This window comes from Bradyrhizobium sp. R2.2-H, assembly GCF_004346455.1.
Lineage (GTDB): Bacteria > Pseudomonadota > Alphaproteobacteria > Rhizobiales > Xanthobacteraceae > Bradyrhizobium > Bradyrhizobium diversitatis.
This window is the reverse complement of record NZ_SMBR01000013.1, coordinates 178,775-193,143: the sequence shown is the minus strand read 5'-3', so window position 1 is coordinate 193,143 and position 14,369 is coordinate 178,775. Positions and strand designations below refer to the sequence as shown.

19 protein-coding genes are annotated in these 14,369 nt (G+C 62.2%); 12 read left to right on the top strand and 7 right to left on the bottom strand.

The features are described from left to right. The first annotated feature begins 204 nt into the window (after positions 1 to 204). The gene (locus EDE08_RS29725; protein ID WP_131872350.1) at positions 205 to 1,740 is read left to right on the top strand and encodes an FAD-dependent monooxygenase; all 1,536 of its coding nucleotides are present in this window, start codon (positions 205 to 207) and stop codon (positions 1,738 to 1,740) included. Here the strand turns inward: EDE08_RS29725 and EDE08_RS29720 are convergent. Further along, entirely contained in the window at positions 1,730 to 3,355 is a 1,626-nt protein-coding gene (locus EDE08_RS29720; protein WP_131872348.1) for a recombinase family protein, read from the bottom strand. The genes EDE08_RS29725 and EDE08_RS29720 overlap by 11 nt on opposite strands. A gap of 66 nt (positions 3,356 to 3,421) precedes the next feature. Continuing rightward, positions 3,422 to 3,643 (bottom strand): hypothetical protein, encoded by a 222-nt coding sequence (locus EDE08_RS29715; RefSeq protein WP_131872346.1) that lies wholly within the window; start codon positions 3,641 to 3,643, stop codon positions 3,422 to 3,424. A 225-nt stretch (positions 3,644 to 3,868) separates the two neighbouring features. Here EDE08_RS29715 and EDE08_RS39205 point away from each other — a divergent pair, with 225 nt between their 5' ends. The 3 genes from EDE08_RS39205 to EDE08_RS29700 all read left to right on the top strand — a co-directional run bounded on the left by EDE08_RS39205 (position 3,869) and on the right by EDE08_RS29700 (position 5,660). Next, positions 3,869 to 4,174, top strand: a complete 306-nt coding sequence (locus EDE08_RS39205) for a hypothetical protein (RefSeq protein ID WP_245524918.1) — start codon at positions 3,869 to 3,871, stop codon at positions 4,172 to 4,174. A gap of 134 nt (positions 4,175 to 4,308) precedes the next feature. Further along, positions 4,309 to 4,488, top strand: coding sequence for a CsbD family protein (locus tag EDE08_RS29705; protein WP_131872345.1), 180 nt, complete (start codon positions 4,309 to 4,311; stop codon positions 4,486 to 4,488). After that, entirely contained in the window at positions 4,485 to 5,660 is a 1,176-nt protein-coding gene (locus EDE08_RS29700) for a DUF305 domain-containing protein (RefSeq protein WP_207913116.1), read from the top strand. Before EDE08_RS29705 ends, EDE08_RS29700 begins: the two co-directional genes overlap by 4 nt. A 125-nt stretch (positions 5,661 to 5,785) precedes the next feature. Here the strand turns inward: EDE08_RS29700 and EDE08_RS29695 are convergent, their stop codons facing one another. From EDE08_RS29695 to EDE08_RS29685, 4 genes are all read right to left on the bottom strand, one after another. Next, positions 5,786 to 6,100: a DUF892 family protein gene (locus tag EDE08_RS29695; RefSeq protein WP_245524921.1), complete on the bottom strand. Its 315-nt coding sequence runs from the start codon at positions 6,098 to 6,100 to the stop codon at positions 5,786 to 5,788. Positions 6,101 to 6,514: 414 nt separating this feature from the next. Then, positions 6,515 to 6,949: an NUDIX hydrolase gene (locus EDE08_RS29690; protein ID WP_131872343.1), complete on the bottom strand. Its 435-nt coding sequence runs from the start codon at positions 6,947 to 6,949 to the stop codon at positions 6,515 to 6,517. Positions 6,950 to 7,115: 166 nt separating this feature from the next. Further along, positions 7,116 to 7,280 (bottom strand): hypothetical protein, encoded by a 165-nt coding sequence (locus EDE08_RS38655; RefSeq protein WP_165936257.1) that lies wholly within the window; start codon positions 7,278 to 7,280, stop codon positions 7,116 to 7,118. 16 nt (positions 7,281 to 7,296) lie between these two features. Continuing rightward, positions 7,297 to 7,758, bottom strand: coding sequence for a DUF2243 domain-containing protein (locus EDE08_RS29685; protein WP_131872341.1), 462 nt, complete (start codon positions 7,756 to 7,758; stop codon positions 7,297 to 7,299). A gap of 318 nt (positions 7,759 to 8,076) precedes the next feature. Between EDE08_RS29685 and EDE08_RS29680 the strand changes: the two genes are divergently transcribed. Both EDE08_RS29680 and EDE08_RS39705 read left to right on the top strand, forming a co-directional pair. Next, positions 8,077 to 8,292 (top strand): hypothetical protein, encoded by a 216-nt coding sequence (locus EDE08_RS29680; RefSeq protein WP_131872339.1) that lies wholly within the window; start codon positions 8,077 to 8,079, stop codon positions 8,290 to 8,292. Then, positions 8,249 to 8,590 (top strand): hypothetical protein, encoded by a 342-nt coding sequence (locus EDE08_RS39705; protein WP_502700644.1) that lies wholly within the window; start codon positions 8,249 to 8,251, stop codon positions 8,588 to 8,590. The genes EDE08_RS29680 and EDE08_RS39705 overlap by 44 nt, the downstream gene beginning before the upstream one ends. A 39-nt stretch (positions 8,591 to 8,629) precedes the next feature. Here the strand turns inward: EDE08_RS39705 and EDE08_RS29670 are convergent, their stop codons facing one another. Beyond that, entirely contained in the window at positions 8,630 to 9,088 is a 459-nt protein-coding gene (locus EDE08_RS29670) for a metallophosphoesterase family protein (protein ID WP_283810575.1), read from the bottom strand. Between the two features lie 210 nt (positions 9,089 to 9,298). On the opposite strand from EDE08_RS29670, the gene EDE08_RS39410 reads away from it, so the two are divergent. From EDE08_RS39410 to EDE08_RS29645, 6 genes are all read left to right on the top strand, one after another. Then, on the top strand, positions 9,299 to 9,421 hold the full coding sequence (locus EDE08_RS39410; RefSeq protein ID WP_283810574.1) for a hypothetical protein: 123 nt from the start codon (positions 9,299 to 9,301) through the stop codon (positions 9,419 to 9,421). Positions 9,422 to 9,575: 154 nt separating this feature from the next. Further along, positions 9,576 to 10,586, top strand: coding sequence for a cytochrome c oxidase subunit II (gene coxB, locus EDE08_RS29665; protein WP_131872335.1), 1,011 nt, complete (start codon positions 9,576 to 9,578; stop codon positions 10,584 to 10,586). Between the two features lie 2 nt (positions 10,587 to 10,588). After that, on the top strand, positions 10,589 to 12,496 hold the full coding sequence (gene ctaD / locus EDE08_RS29660; protein WP_207913129.1) for a cytochrome c oxidase subunit I: 1,908 nt from the start codon (positions 10,589 to 10,591) through the stop codon (positions 12,494 to 12,496). Continuing rightward, a complete protein-coding gene (locus EDE08_RS29655) occupies positions 12,493 to 13,092 on the top strand; it encodes a cytochrome c oxidase subunit 3 (RefSeq protein ID WP_131872331.1) in 600 nt (199 codons plus the stop codon). The genes ctaD and EDE08_RS29655 overlap by 4 nt, the downstream gene beginning before the upstream one ends. Then, complete coding sequence (locus EDE08_RS29650) at positions 13,089 to 13,442, top strand: hypothetical protein (RefSeq protein WP_131872329.1); 354 nt, start codon at positions 13,089 to 13,091, stop codon at positions 13,440 to 13,442. The genes EDE08_RS29655 and EDE08_RS29650 overlap by 4 nt, the downstream gene beginning before the upstream one ends. After that, positions 13,430 to 14,353 carry a cytochrome c oxidase assembly protein gene (locus EDE08_RS29645; RefSeq protein ID WP_131872327.1) on the top strand — a complete coding sequence of 308 codons (924 nt, stop codon included), beginning with the start codon at positions 13,430 to 13,432 and terminating at the stop codon, positions 14,351 to 14,353. The genes EDE08_RS29650 and EDE08_RS29645 overlap by 13 nt, the downstream gene beginning before the upstream one ends. Positions 14,354 to 14,369: the final 16 nt, after the last annotated feature.

Below are 14,369 nucleotides of genomic sequence, written 5' to 3'. Positions count from 1 at the left end.
AAAAGCCCGCAGCGGATGTTCCCGCGCGAGCTGAACCGAACTCTTTCGATGATGCCACTGTGCCGGTGTTTTGCCCGTCGCGGCGAACGCGGAAGAAGGCGCGCCCTTCCTCCCAGTTTGATATGTGGCGCGCAACGGGCTTGCTTCAAGCCCCTGTTCCTGCCGTAGAACCCGTGACCCAGCCAACGACATTGAGGGGGGCACATGCCCGTATTGCTTCCAAAGTCGCGTTCAAACCACGAGGCCCATCGCACCAGCGCGCGCGCCGCGGCGAGCGCCGATCATGCCGTCCTCATCGCCGGCGGCGGCCCCACCGGATTGATGCTGGCCGCCGAGCTCGCGCTCACCAAAATCGACGTGGCCGTGATCGAGCGGCGCGCTGATCAAGCGTTGGTCGAGACCCGCGCCGGCGGCTTGCATGCGCGAACGCTCGAGATCCTTGATCAGCGCGGCATCGCCGATCGCTTCCTGCGCGAGGGCCAGATCACCCAGCTCGCGGGTTTCGCCTGGACCAGGCTCGACATCAGCGACCTCCCCACGCGGTATCCCTACGGGCTCGCGCTGCGACAGGCCCACATCGAGCGCATCCTGGCCGATTGGGCCACCGAGCTCGGGGTCGCGGTCTATCGCGACACCGAGGTATCAGGTTTTGCGCAAGACGAGGCGGGCGTCCACGTCACGCTCTCGGGCGGCAAGGTGCTGCGCGCAAACTATCTCGTCGGTTGCGACGGCGGCCGCAGCGTGGTGCGCAAGGCGGCCGGCATCGACTTCGCCGGTTTCGAGCCGACGCTGAGCAATCTCATGGCCGAGGTCGAGATGCGCGAGGCCCCTAGGTTCGGCCTGCGCCACGACGCGCTCGGCTTCCATGGACTCAGCAAGACCGAGAGCGGGCGCGTGCTGGTCGTCGTGACGGAAGCAACGCTCGCGCGCAGCGGCGAGCCGGGCTTGCGCGATCTCAGCGGGGCCCTCAATGCAGTCTATGGCACCGATTTCGGTCTGCAGAACCCCGCCTGGATCTCCCGCTTCACCGATGCCGCCCTGCAGGCGAAGTCCTATCGCAAGGGCCGCGTGCTGCTCGCCGGCGATGCCGCGCACATCCACCACTCCGTGGGCGGCCAGGGCCTTAACCTCGGTGTGCAGGATGCGGTCAATCTCGGCTGGAAGCTGGCGCAGGTGGTCAAGCGCATCTCGCCCGAGAGCCTGCTCGACACCTATCACGACGAGCGCCACCCCGTGGCCGCGCGCGTGCTGAAAAACACCATGGCGCAGATCGCCCTACTCCGCCGCGGCGACGACGGCCGCAAGGCCGCGCGCGAGGTGATCTCCGAGCTGCTCGCCATGGACGAGCCGCGACACCGTCTTGGCGCGATGATGAGCGGGCTCGACATTCGCTATGATCTCGGCGCAGACCACGCGCTGCTCGGACGCCGCATGCCCGATCTCGATTTTATGGTTGACGGCCGGCCGCTCAAACTGTTCACGCTGCTGCACGGCGCGCGCGGCGTGCTGCTCAGTTTCGGACAGCGCAGCAGCGTCAGGGCAACGCCCTGGGCCGATCGCATCGCTGTAGTCGACGGCGACTATGACGGCCCATGGCAGCTTCCGGCCATCGGCGATGTCGCCGCGCCCGCCGCCGTGCTAGTGCGGCCGGACGGCCATGTGGCCTGGGTAGGAGATGGGAGCGAGCGGGGACTTGCGGAGGCGTTGACTGCCTGGTTCGGACCGATCACTACTGCGTAGTTTCTGTGGACCGATCCAGATCAGATGCCGTCGGCTTGGTCAGAAAAGCCAAGTTGCTTAAACGTCGTTTGATCGTTTCCATTATTCCGGCGGCAGTCCCATATCGTCGCAACCCAAAACGCTCCTGGTTTCTCTCACTGAAACGCAACTCGCGACCAACCAATTGAGACGCAGGCATCAGGAGGTAGTCCTTTATCTCTCGATTACCCTCATTCAATCTGACCACGACGACCAGGCCGGGAGGAAGATGCCGGCCACGTATGATGACCCAACTCGGATGTGTCGCACCATGAGAAAGCCGACTGCGCGCCACGCGAAAGGATATTGCGACGGCGTGAATCTTGAGTATCTGATGAGCTTGATTGAGCCTGACATCCTCGCCAGATTTGGCGAGCCACGCCGCGATCTTTCGGGCTAGGGCTTTGACCATATCGCGGCGAACGGTTCGAGACTCGACGTACTCGTAGCTTCGCTTAGGACTGTAGCCGATCAGGCGATAAGCCGCCCTCAAGCTGCCAAAACGCGTCAGGTATGCTACCGAGCTAGGTATACCCTCTGTCTCATTGATAATGTCCCTACTCAGCCGCCCTCTTCGGTGAAGCAAGACCCTCAATCGCTTGAGCATTTCCTCATCGGACACCCCCCAGCAGTGTCGTCTATCTTCAAGTATCTGCTGCGCCTTCGCGAAAATTTCCTTGTCGACTACTGGCTCGAAAGCGTCTTCCTTCTTGATCCAATCTGCCGGAGGATTTTCTTTTCGGACTGTTCGCAGTCTCGCACTATGGCGATTGTAACGATTGGTGCCAATGTAGTTGTCGTTTTGTAGCAGGTAGTGGATTTGGGCGAAGGTCCATGGCCGTCCCCGATTGCGGGCATCACCAAGATTGAGCTCCCGCGCAATCTTCGTCTCGGTAAGATGACGTTTTACGAAAAAATCAAATATTAGCCTCACCATCTCGATTTCGTGTTGCGGTCCTGGACGTAGGATAACGCGGTCGGTTTGAAGCGACTTCCATTGTCCGGTCTCCATTATTCCTTTGGATCGGCCGTTTTCATCAATCAGTTCTCTGCGAAGTCCGAAGCTCGGGTGGCCGCCCTGTCGAAAGCCAAGCCTTGAGAGATGGCACGCGCCAGTGTGTACCTTGACCCCAAGTTCTCGACTGTATTCAGCTGCCATCACCCGTTTGATGTTCTTAATAATGCCCGAAATGACACTCCCATCGTTCTCAAATTGCTCTGCGCAATAGCAAACGGTCATTCCTGCTTCCCTGCAGATAAATTCGTAGTGAGCACTTTCATCAATGTCTTGAAAGCGCCCCCAGCGGCTGACGTCGTAGATGAGGATGTGATCGAAATTCACGCGGCCTTGACGGACGTCCGTAATCAAACTGGTCAAACCCGGTCTGTTTCTGATCCCGAGACCACTTTCGCCGTCGTCGCGATAAGTTCGCACGATCTCTAGTCCGCGCGCTTGCGCGTAGGTCGCAATCGCCGCAGCTTGATTTTCGATCGAGTAGCGCTGGTGGTCCGTCGACATTCTAACGTATTGCGCAGCGCAGAGCGTCCGCTGTGCTTTGGGTAAAGAGACTTTGTGCGGAATGAGCGCGTTGATCATCGGACGTCGCCTCACCTTGCGCCTAGGCAATTTACGACGGCCAGCGAGCGGCGTGAAGTTCACGTCTTAGGACGGGCTACTCCACGAGCACCCATACTTCACCACCCAGGTCAGAATGGCTGTCGCAAGGGCCACGATCAATCCGCCCCAACTCGATGCACGGCGGGCCGCGCTGATCGACCGCAAATAGAGGAACGCGCCCAGCAGTGCGCCGTAGTTCCTCCTGAAGTCTCCATTGAGCTTTGCAATCTTTGCGAGCTCGGAAGAGGCCTCTATTTCATCGGCCATATGCGCTGATCCTCATTACTGAACCAGCGCCCTATGAACCACTGTTTTGCCCGACGGAGCAAGCGGAATTTCGGTATTTCAAAATACTTTCTGAGGGCGGCCCGCTGGTCCTTGACCAACGTTTTGACCCCAGTGTCACGGGACCGGCTAGGGCTAGCGGCTTGCCTCCAACCTCCCTCCGCGGAAATCAATTTGGGGGTACGCCCACCACTTCTCTGCTCCGCCATGCCCCACCCCGCCCGACGCCCAACGCCCACGCATGTTGACGGCCGGCCGATGAAGATCACCTTCGGCCGGATGCGCGAGATGGGCTTGCGCGGCGTCCTGGTCTACTGCCACTGCGGCCACCATGTTGCCGTGGATGCGGATCAGTGGCCGGACGAGGTGCGGCTGCGGACATTTGAGCCCCGCTTCGGTCGCGACCGCCTGTCGATGTCGACGCATCTCGACCGGCCGTCCGAACCGCTGCTCGACGCGGCTATCCTGCTCCGCGGCAACGAAGGCGTGATCGTTGCGATTGAAGCGCGGTGACCGCAGGAACCATCCGCGCATCAGAACGTCTGATCCACGCCTCCGCCATCCCGCTGCCGGAGGCGAACCGCACGAAGCCGCGGCCCCAGCACTGCCCCGCGCCGGGGTTGGCGGCGTGAGCCCGGAGGCAGCTCATGAGCAAGACGACGAGACTTCAACACCGGATCGTCGGCAAGACCAGGCAGGCCGTCGGCGAGATCATCGGCGACCAGACCCTGCACGATGAAGGCAAGGCCCAGGCGGAGCGCGGACGCGACGAACAGGATGCGCCGGGCGAGATCGATCCGCTGAAGAAGCCCAAGCAGCCGACGTGAACGCGGAGCCACGATCCGCCACTTCCGATACAGCGCGGCCTGCCGGCGGAGACACGCTGCGGCCCAGGGAGCGGCAGCGGTGCTCGCGCTGGATTGCCGCCGCCGAACTCGGCCTGATCAGCAGCACCTTCTCGACGCTTCTGAGCCAGTTGTTCGCCGCCCGCATCGGCCGCGATGCCGCGGTCGACTGGATGACGGTCGCGGCCATTCCCGCGCGTGACTGGGCGCTCAGCGCGGAGCCGTCGTGGGGCGCGATCCTCACCGGCATCGCCTTTCACCAATGGGCGGATTTCTCCTGGGCACTGGTCTTCTTCGGGGTGCTCGGGCGCTGGACCGCGGATCTGCGACCGTTGATGATCCTGCTGCTGGCGCTGCCTTGGGCGTTGTTCTCCTCGAGCCTGGAATGGTTCGTGCTGGTGCCACTGCTTCCGTTCTGGCAGCCGCTGTTCACACTGCAGCAGCCCTACTGGATCGGACTACTGGTCCATGGCTGCTCGGCCATGATGTATCCCTTGTACGCGCGGTTGCGCTGGCGCCGCGGCCAGGCACCGGTGCGCGACATTCGTTTCACCAATGCGTGGAGCACCGGCGCGCTTGTCGTGATCGTGCTGCTCGGGACGGTCGCGTTGTTCGGCGCCCACGGCTACGAGCTGCCATGGATCGGTCGCGACAGGGATGCGGACCAGATCTATATCAGGCACATGAGCGCGCATCACGCCCAGGGCATCGAGCTTGCGCGGCTCGCTACCGAGCGCGCCCAGGATCCGCATCTGCGCAAGCTCGCGATGCTGATGGTCGCGAGCCAGACCGGCGAAAACCAGATCTTCGAGAACTGGTGGCTGAGCTGGTTCGACACCGAGATGCCCGACTGCAGCACGGATGAACGTACTGCAATGCCCGGTTACTTGACGCCGGCCGACATGCGACAGGTCAAGACCGCGTCGTCCGACCAGTTCGACGCGGCCTTCATAGCGGCGATGAGCAAGCATCATGCCGGCGCGGTCAGGATGGCGGACCGAATGTGGCAAAGCCGCGGCGATCCGCGCCTACGCATCATGGCCCACGCCATTCGCCACGAGCAGCAGGGCGAGATCGCGCTGATGCACGCCGCGGACGGCGCCGCGGCCGTCGCCGCGGCAGTCCGCAACATGTTCGCCGACAACGTCAATTGAGCGCGGGGAAGCTCGCTTCGGCGAGCCGATAAAGTCATAAGGCCCTTAGGCTTCAGCAAACAGATGCGGCGGATGGCGGGCCGAACGAAACCGGGCACCTCGCAACAGTCTGAACCTGGCGACCGCTATGCTACCGGGCGCGGATGGACCAGAAACTCCATCGTCACCCTCTCGACGTTTGAATCGATCCAGGCGGCCATGCGCCGTTCTTCCTTCAAGGAGGCTTCAAGCGGCTCCTTAGCCTCGGCAACGCCTGCCGGACCGCTGAGCGCGATGAGCGACTTGTAAGCGGCGATCTCGAAGTTTTCGAACGCGTTATTGGCAAACGCATTCTTGAGAATCTCGTTGTTGGCTGCCGAATGCGCCATGGCCTGCGTGTTGGCCATCACGGACTGAGCCGTGTCCTTGAGGGTGGATGTGCTCTCGCCACAGGCCTCCAGGCATTGCTCGAGGCGCCTCAGTTGCTCGTTGGTTTCTTCGAGGTGAGCGACGACCCTTGGCCTTCACGTCCGGATATTCGTCAAGCCGCTCCGACTGACGCTCCATCAACTCCCTCGCCTGCACCTCCATCGCATGTGTAGTCCAACCACGAATGTATCGCGAGCTGCATTCGCCATTTGCTGTCCTTCGGTTGAGTAGCTCCTTGCCGCAAACGCGGCTTGGCAGGAACGTTCCTAGATCGCTCGCTCGGCCATGGTTGCGAGCTCGCGTGTTCCCGACGTGGACCTGACACTAACCTGCGATAGCACGATATCAAACAGAGTCCCAACGTAGGAACGCTCATATCGACCTACTGTTCTCAGCGACGTGCCGTCATGTCTGGTCATGACGGCGGCGCGTTCCTAAAGCGGCCGTCATCGACTGAGGAAAGGCCCGCCCTTCCCCGTCCGTGTCGCAAAGCGCACGATGAGCCGCCGGAGCTCGGCCTTGTGGACCAGGCGGGCCGCTGTTTTGGCCGAGACCCAGATCGCATCGCGTTCGCCCTTCTCGGGCCACCAGCGCTCCTGGCCATGCACCTTCATGGGAAACACCGCGACATTCATGGTCTGCTTGCGCTCGCCCTTGCGCTTGCGATGCTTGAAGCTACCCAACGCGCGCTTCGCGATCACACCGACGAGCCCGGCCTCCTCGTAGGCTTCGAGCGCAGCTGTGCGGTGCGGCTCCGTGTTGGGCATCAAAGAGCCCTTCGGGACACTCCACCTGCGTTTGCGTCTCGTCGTGATCAGCATCACGTGAAGCTCGGATTTGTGCAGACGAAATGGAAGCGCGGCGAATTGCTTCTTGCCCATCAGGTATCTCCAATGGGTTGATAAGCAAGGCATAACGCCATGGTTCCTGCGGACAGCGTGGGCGCACCCATTAGACATCCTCCACCATTTTGAGGCGCAGGGCGGAAATGGCCTCGCCGGGATTGAGGCGCTTCGGGCAGCGGCATTTGGAGCAGCAAGCGCAAACTCAGATGGATCCGAAGCAGCGCAGCTGAAGGACATCGTCCAACGAAAGCCCGAATAGAACAATACGAAAGGCCGGCGCCGTGGCGAGCATGAGCAGCAGCAGGAAGAGTGCGTACACGAGCCCCGGCGGTGTTCTTTTAATGAGGCTGTAGATCGCCTTGCCCATGAACTTTCCCCTGCGCTCAGCGCACCAGCCTGGCACCCATGGCCAGCATCGCAGCTCCCCACAACAGAAAGCCGATATCCCAAAACACCCGCTGCGCCTCTGGCGCCGTCTCGTTGACCTGATGCAGCCGCAGGATCTGGTGATCGATCACACCCTCGACCAGATTGAAGATGCCCCAACCGAGCAACATCGCGCCAAGACATCGCTCGTTCGACCAGTCCAGCCCATCCTTCCGCGCCCGCTGCCACAGCAAATAGAGGCCCGCGAGCACCAGAACGTAGGCTGCGCTGTGGAATAGGCCGTCCCAGAGCGTATTGAGCCTGATGTTGTCGAGAGAGTTGAGAGGATACCAGCCGCTTAACATATGATGCCATTGCAGCAGCTGGTGAAACACGATGCCATCGAAGAATGCACCCAGCCCAAGCCCTAGAAGTATGCCTGCGGATGTCGGAAAGCCATTGGACTTCTCGTCTTGCATTTGATGCACTCACACAAGGCGCAAAAGATGCGGGGCAAGTCATCGCACTGTTCGGACGTTCCTATATTTTGCGCCTCCGCTTCGTTGATGCCCACGGATCGCAATCTGTACGCGCGCCGGCAAAAACATGCGTTAACGACCGCGACGTCCCAGATTCAGATCGCGATCGGATCTTTGGGAACAAAGGCTGCGGCCAACGCGTCTGTCGCCCACATGTTGAGGGCGCAACATGGCGGGACGCTTGGACTTCACAGCACACCGCGGCGACCAACACCGGCGCCCTACTTAAACGGCCCAACAGAAGCGAGAGAGGTTGTCATGCCATATGCCGTGTTCAAGGATGGTGAGAAGCTGAGCCGGACGTTCTCGACCAAGCAGGAGACGCTCGAGAAGGCCGACGAAGCAGGGCTGGTCGAACACGACGGCGCACGCCCCGTGCTCGAGGACGAGTTGAAGATCGAACCGTGCGCTCCCGATCCCGAGGCTCACGATGACGCTGATCTCGATTGGACACCGGCAAAGCCGTCGCCGTGATGTTCAGGTGGTATCGCCACAGCTCGCATCGGCTGGAACGACCGATTTCCTGGAGGGTTGGTGGCACAGGCGACAGCCCCTGCATTCCCAACCGAATGAGGAAACGATGCCAAAGGCACCAAAGTCCGTCGACCACGATCCAAGAGAGACGCCGGCCGACGATCCGCGGCAGCAGACCGACATGCCTACGCATCGCCAAACCGACCAACCCTGGCAGGGTAATCCGGAAAAGGATCAGATTGATCCAAAGCGGCCTCCGATCGATCTAGAGAAGTGGCAGAAATCGAATACCCATTAGGCGCGCCGGCAAGTCCGTCGGTCCAACCTTTCAAGCGTATCAATCGAGCGCCTGGATGACCGGCCGAAGCTCGCCCCCCTCGCCGATCTCGACGGTTGCGAGCGTGACCGGCAGCCTGAAACGCCTCGGCCCGGCGCTGCCCGGATTGAGATAAAGGACGCTGTCGATCACCCTCACGCCCGCCCGATGCGAGTGACCACCGATCACCGCATTGATCCCGCTGGGCGCGGGCTTGGCGGCCAGCTCCTTCAGATCATGCAACACATAAAAGCCATGTCCACCGAGGCGTACGGTCGTTGTCTCAGGATACTCGCGCGCCCAGGTGCCGACGTCGACATTGCCTCGGATGGCTGTCACCGGCGCGATCCGGCGTAACTCGTCGAGGATGCGCTCGGCACCGATATCGCCGGCATGAATGATATGCGACACGCCGGCGAGGCAGGGCATCACCTGCGGCCGGAGCAGGCCATGCGTATCCGAAATCACTCCAATCTTCAAAGTGGCATCCCCTCCGGCGGACTGCGAATCCCAAGGGGTTAGGAACCCCGGCAGTGCGCTCGCATTACTGCCTATCTAGCCGGAGTCCACCTGGGCAACAATAGCGTCATGGCAACCGCGCTCCCGCGAGCACAGTCCGCCGGCTCAGAACGCGAAGCCGTACAGCGCCACGGGCGACGAACGACGCAGCCACCTAGGCAAGGATAACGGATGCTCGAAGACCTGCGCGCGATCATGCAGCCCGGTGCGATCATCGCCGTTCTCATCGTGCTGGCGCTGATGGCAGCAGCCGACGCGGCCATCTTCATCGCGGCCAGAGGATGGCCGTTCTAGGCCGGAGCCGAAGGGAGGGTCGCCGTCACCAAGCCAGCGCCCTCCACACCAACCGCTCCGACAGCGCCCTCCACACCAACCGCTCCGACGACCTATAGGAACCTTCATACGTTTGACCGGTTCGCCCTCCAACAGGGGAGCACGGCGAACATCGATGCCTGTCCGGATGCGAACGGCTCTGGTGCCATTTGCGACGTTGCCGCTGGCCGCTTGCGCCGGCCGGCAGTCGGCGCTCGACCCGCAGGGACTTCAATCCAACCAGATTCTCCAGACTTTGTTCATCTTCCTGATTGTCGCAGCCGTCATCTGGACCGCGGTCGTCGTCGTCCTGTGCATCGGCCTGCTGCGCCGGAAGCGCCACGCCGACCAGCCTCTCGCGCTGCATCAGGGCTTTGAACGGACCAGCGGTTACGTCGTCTTCGGGTTGGGGCTCGTCACCCTCATCATCGTGCTCGGTCTCTCGATCGTCAGCTACGCTGGCCAGCGCACTGTGTTCGCCAAGGACGAGCATGCCCTCACCCTCAAGATCATCGGCCATCAATGGTGGTGGGAAATCCGTTACGAGGATGACAGCCCCCATCAGAGCTTCGTGACCGCAAACGAGATCCGCATTCCCACCGGCCAGCCGGTGAAAGTCGAGCTTGAATCCGCCGACGTGATCCACAGCTTCTGGGTGCCGAGCCTGACCGGAAAGATGGATCTGATCACCGGGCAGAAGAACGAGCTTCAATTCACCGCGAAAAACCCCGGCGTCTACCGCGGCCAGTGTGCTGAGTTCTGCGGCCTTCAGCACGCCCACATGGCCTTCGCGGTCCTCGCGTTGCCGCCCGACGAGTACGGGCGCTGGCGGGATCACGAGAACCAGAGCGCCACCAGCCCGACCGACACGCTCGGCAAGCAGGGCGAGCAGCTGTTTCGCGCGAGAGGCTGCGCGCTCTGCCATACGATCCGCGGCACGCTCGCGGGCGGCCAGCTCGGCCCCGATCTCACGCATGTCGGCAGCAGGACGACGATCGCGGCCGGAACGTTGCCGATGTCCTCGGCAACCCTCGGCGCCTGGATTGCCGATCCCCAGCACATCAAGCCCGGAAGCAACATGCCCAAGATGCCACTGCAGTCGGGCGAGCTCATCGCGATGATTCATTACCTGGAGCAGCTCAAGTGAGCATGGTGGCCGAGCAACGCGAGTTGCGTGATGACGCGCTGAATGGCCTTCAGCTTTCGACGCGTATGGAAAGCATCTGGCGCACGCCATCCGGATTTTCCGGCGCGCTGATGTCGGTGGACCACAAGGTCGTCGGTCGCCGCTACATCGTCACGGCATTCGCATTCCTGCTGCTCGGAGGGCTTCTCGCGGTGCTCATGCGCGTCCAGCTCGCCAAGCCCGAGAGCACGTTCCTCTCGGCGGACAAGTACAACCAGATCTTCACCATGCACGGCTCGACGATGATGTTCCTGTTCGCCGTGCCAGTCATGGAGGCCTTCGCCGTCTACCTCGTGCCGCTGATGGTCGGAACGCGAAACATTGCGTTTCCGCGCCTGAATGCCTTCAGTTACTGGATGTTTCTGTTCGGAGGCTGCTTTCTCTGGATTTCCTTCGCCCTGAACGTCGGACCGGATGTCGGCTGGTTTGCCTATGTTCCGCTGTCCTCGTTGCAGTACACGCCGACCAAACGGCCCGACGTCTGGGCGCAAATGATCACCTTCACCGAGGTGGCCGCGCTGGCCGTCTCGGTCGAGATCGTGGTGACCGTGTTCAAGCAGCGCGCGCCGGGCATGACGCTCGATCGTATCCCCCTCTTCGTCTGGGCCATGCTGGTCACCAGCTTCCTGGTCATGTTCGCGATGCCGTCCATCATGGTCGCGTCGACGTCGCTTATCCTCGACCGCCTCGTCAACACGCGCTTCTACGATTCCTCTTCCGGCGGGCATCCCCTGCTATGGCAGCATCTGTTCTGGTTTTTCGGCCATCCCGAGGTCTACATCATCTTCATCCCCGGCACCGGCATGGTCTCGGCGATCCTCGCGACGTTCGCCAGGCGTCCCGTGGTCGGGTATCCCGTGGTCATCCTCTCGCTGATCGCGACGGGCTTCCTGTCGTTCGGCCTGTGGGTCCACCACATGTTTGTCACGGGTCTGCCCCAGCTCGGCGCCGGGCTTTTCACGGCCTCCAGCATGCTGATCGCCGTTCCCAGCGGTCTGCAGATCTTCTGCTGGCTGGCGACGCTTTGGGACGGTCGGCCGGTCTACCGCACGCCGCTGTTGTTCGTGATCGGATTCATCGTGATCTTCGTCATGGGTGGATTGTCGGGCGTGATGGTCGCCTCGGTGCCGATCGACACCCAGGTGCATGACACCTATTTCGTCGTCGCCCACTTCCATTACGTGCTGATCGGCGGCGCCGTCTTCCCGCTGATCGGCGCCGTCTATTACTGGTTTCCCAAGATCACCGGCCGGATGCTGAGCGAGCGACTGGGACGCTGGAACTTCTGGCTCGCCTTCGTTGGCTTCAACGTCGCGTTTTTTCCGATGCACATCCTCGGACTGATCGGAATGCCGCGACGCGTCTACACCTACACCGCCGACATGGACTGGGCGCATCTCAATCTGCTCTCGAGCGGCGGTGCCCTCATATTCGCGCTCAGCTTCGCGCTGCTGCTCGCTAACGTGATCCACAGTCTGCGCAACGGCGCGCTCGCGGGCGACAATCCCTGGGACGCCTCCACCCTGGAATGGGCGACATCCTCACCCCCTCCGCCGCAGAATTTCGATCGCATTCCCGTCGTCAAGCACCGCGATCCCCTTTGGTTCGACAATGAAAGCTTGCCGGTGGTCGCAGGTCTCAGCGCGGAGCGCCGCGAAGTGCTCTTGACGTCGCTCGCCGAAGCGGAGCCGCAAATTCGAGAGGCGTCGCCCGAACCGAGCATCTGGCCTCTGCTGACAGCCATCGCGACGACCGTGTTCTTCATCGGCTCGATCTTCACGCCGTGGGCCGTGCTGTGGGGTACCCCCCCAATGGCAGTCGCCCTGATCGGCTGGTTCTGGCCGGCCGGCCACAAGGAGGACGAGGAGTGAGGCAGACCATCGTTCGAAATGTCGGTGACTTGCCGACCTATGGTTACGGTCCGCAAAGCGGTCCGTGGTGGGGCGCCATGGGCTTCATGGCGCTGGAAGGCATGGGGTTTGCACTTGCCATCGGCGCCTATCTTTATCTCTACGCCGTCAATCCCACCTGGCCGATTGGCGCTACCCCGCCCGATCTCTGGCCCGGCACGGCCGAGGTCATCATCTATCTCCTGAGCATCATTCCCAACGAGATGACCAACCGCGCGGCACACCGGCAGGATCTTGCCAGGGTACGCACAGGCCTGATCGTGATGTCGCTGATCGGCATCGCCCTGCTGGTGTTGCGCGGGTTCGAGTTCGCCCATCTCAACACGCGCTGGGACAATTCCGCCTACGGATCGATCGTCTGGCTGATCCTCGGGCTACACACGACCCATCTCGTCACCGATCTCGGCGACACCGTCGTGCTGACGGTACTGATGTTCACGCTGCACGCGAAGCCGCGTAGGTTCAGCGACGTCACCGACAACGTGTTTTACTGGAACTTCGTCGTGCTTGCCTGGCTGCCGCTCTACGCGCTACTCGACTGGGTGCCCCGTCTATGACCGATACCGCACGACACGCGAAAATACTCTATTGGGCAGGCGTCGCGCTCGGCCCCCTAGCCTGGGGCATCAACCTGCAGGGGATCTACGCGCTCGCTCATTTCTCATGCGAATCGACCAAGTTCAGCGGCGCGATCATGAGCGCGGTGCTCGCCGGCATCGCCCTCGCAGGCACGGCCATATCCGCCTGCGCCATCCGTCGGGGCGCCGGTGCGGAATGGAGCGATGTGCGAGGCGGCGGCCCCCGGACGTTCATGGCCTGGGTTGGCGTCGGCTCCGGCGTTCTGTTCGCGCTGGTCATCGCGAACCAGCTCGCGGCCTCGTTGATGATCAGCCCATGCCTGCGCTGAGCCTCCTGGCAATTCTGCTCGGCCTGCTGGCAGCGCCTGCGACGGCGCACGGCATCTCCGAGGTCGATACGGGCTCGCTCTGGAACTCCGATCCCTGGCTTCTGGCCCCGCTCTATGTCGTCGGCATCTCCTTTTACATCGGCACGCAACGGCTGTGGCGCCATGCGGGTGGAGGCCGCGGCGTCCGCTTCCGTCAGGTCGGTGCGTTCTGGACCGGCTGGCTGATCGTCGCGCTCGCCCTCACCTCGCCGTTGCATTGGCTCGGCGAGCGCCTGTTCACGGCGCACATGATCGAACACGAACTGCTCATGCTGGTCGGCGCGCCGCTGATGGCCTACGCCCGGATCAATGGGCCGATGATGTGGAGTCTGCCCGCCTCGCTGCGGCCGGCGGCGGGCCATCTGTTGAATTGGTCGATTGTGGCACGGCCATGGGCCGTCATCAGCCATCCCATCACCGCGACCGCCCTGCATGCCTTGGCGCTCTGGGCCTGGCATGCGCCGCCGCTCTATGCGTTGGCGCTCGAAAACACCGCCATTCATCGCCTCCAGCACATCAGCTTCTTTGCCACCGCGCTGTTGTTCTGGTGGGTACTTTTCCATGGCCGCGGCGTCGGACGCAGCCTGCGGCTGCGGGACGGCATCGCGATCGGATGCCTGTTCGTCACTGTTCTTCATTCCGGCGTGCTCGGAGCGCTGCTGACGCTGTCGACGCGCGTCTGGATTCCCGGCCAGGGCGCTCTCGCCGGCGAGTTCGACTTATCTCCCCTGGAAGATCAGCAACTCGCGGGCATCTTGATGTGGGTACCGATGGGGATTCTCTACACCGGCGCTGCGCTGTTCTTCGCCTATCGGTGGCTCAACACTGTCCCCGCGCGCTCCCAAATGCCGGCGGTTCACCATGCTGGCTGAACGATCCGGGGGCACT

Bases quoted from the DNA above. Each gene is read 5' to 3' on its own strand.
- EDE08_RS29725 (WP_131872350.1), top strand. From the start codon at position 205: ATGCCCGTATTGCTTCCAAAGTCGCGTTCAAACCACGAGGCCCATCGC.
- EDE08_RS29720 (WP_131872348.1), bottom strand. From the start codon at position 3,355: ATGATCAACGCGCTCATTCCGCACAAAGTCTCTTTACCCAAAGCACAG.
- EDE08_RS29715 (WP_131872346.1), bottom strand. From the start codon at position 3,643: ATGGCCGATGAAATAGAGGCCTCTTCCGAGCTCGCAAAGATTGCAAAG.
- EDE08_RS39205 (WP_245524918.1), top strand. From the start codon at position 3,869: ATGCCCCACCCCGCCCGACGCCCAACGCCCACGCATGTTGACGGCCGG.
- EDE08_RS29705 (WP_131872345.1), top strand. From the start codon at position 4,309: ATGAGCAAGACGACGAGACTTCAACACCGGATCGTCGGCAAGACCAGG.
- EDE08_RS29690 (WP_131872343.1), bottom strand. From the start codon at position 6,949: ATGGGCAAGAAGCAATTCGCCGCGCTTCCATTTCGTCTGCACAAATCC.
- EDE08_RS38655 (WP_165936257.1), bottom strand. From the start codon at position 7,280: ATGGGCAAGGCGATCTACAGCCTCATTAAAAGAACACCGCCGGGGCTC.
- EDE08_RS29685 (WP_131872341.1), bottom strand. From the start codon at position 7,758: ATGCAAGACGAGAAGTCCAATGGCTTTCCGACATCCGCAGGCATACTT.
- EDE08_RS29680 (WP_131872339.1), top strand. From the start codon at position 8,077: ATGCCATATGCCGTGTTCAAGGATGGTGAGAAGCTGAGCCGGACGTTC.
- EDE08_RS39705 (WP_502700644.1), top strand. From the start codon at position 8,249: ATGACGCTGATCTCGATTGGACACCGGCAAAGCCGTCGCCGTGATGTT.
- EDE08_RS39410 (WP_283810574.1), top strand. From the start codon at position 9,299: ATGCTCGAAGACCTGCGCGCGATCATGCAGCCCGGTGCGATCATCGCC.
- coxB (WP_131872335.1), top strand. From the start codon at position 9,576: ATGCCTGTCCGGATGCGAACGGCTCTGGTGCCATTTGCGACGTTGCCG.
- ctaD (WP_207913129.1), top strand. From the start codon at position 10,589: ATGGTGGCCGAGCAACGCGAGTTGCGTGATGACGCGCTGAATGGCCTT.
- EDE08_RS29650 (WP_131872329.1), top strand. From the start codon at position 13,089: ATGACCGATACCGCACGACACGCGAAAATACTCTATTGGGCAGGCGTC.
- EDE08_RS29645 (WP_131872327.1), top strand. From the start codon at position 13,430: ATGCCTGCGCTGAGCCTCCTGGCAATTCTGCTCGGCCTGCTGGCAGCG.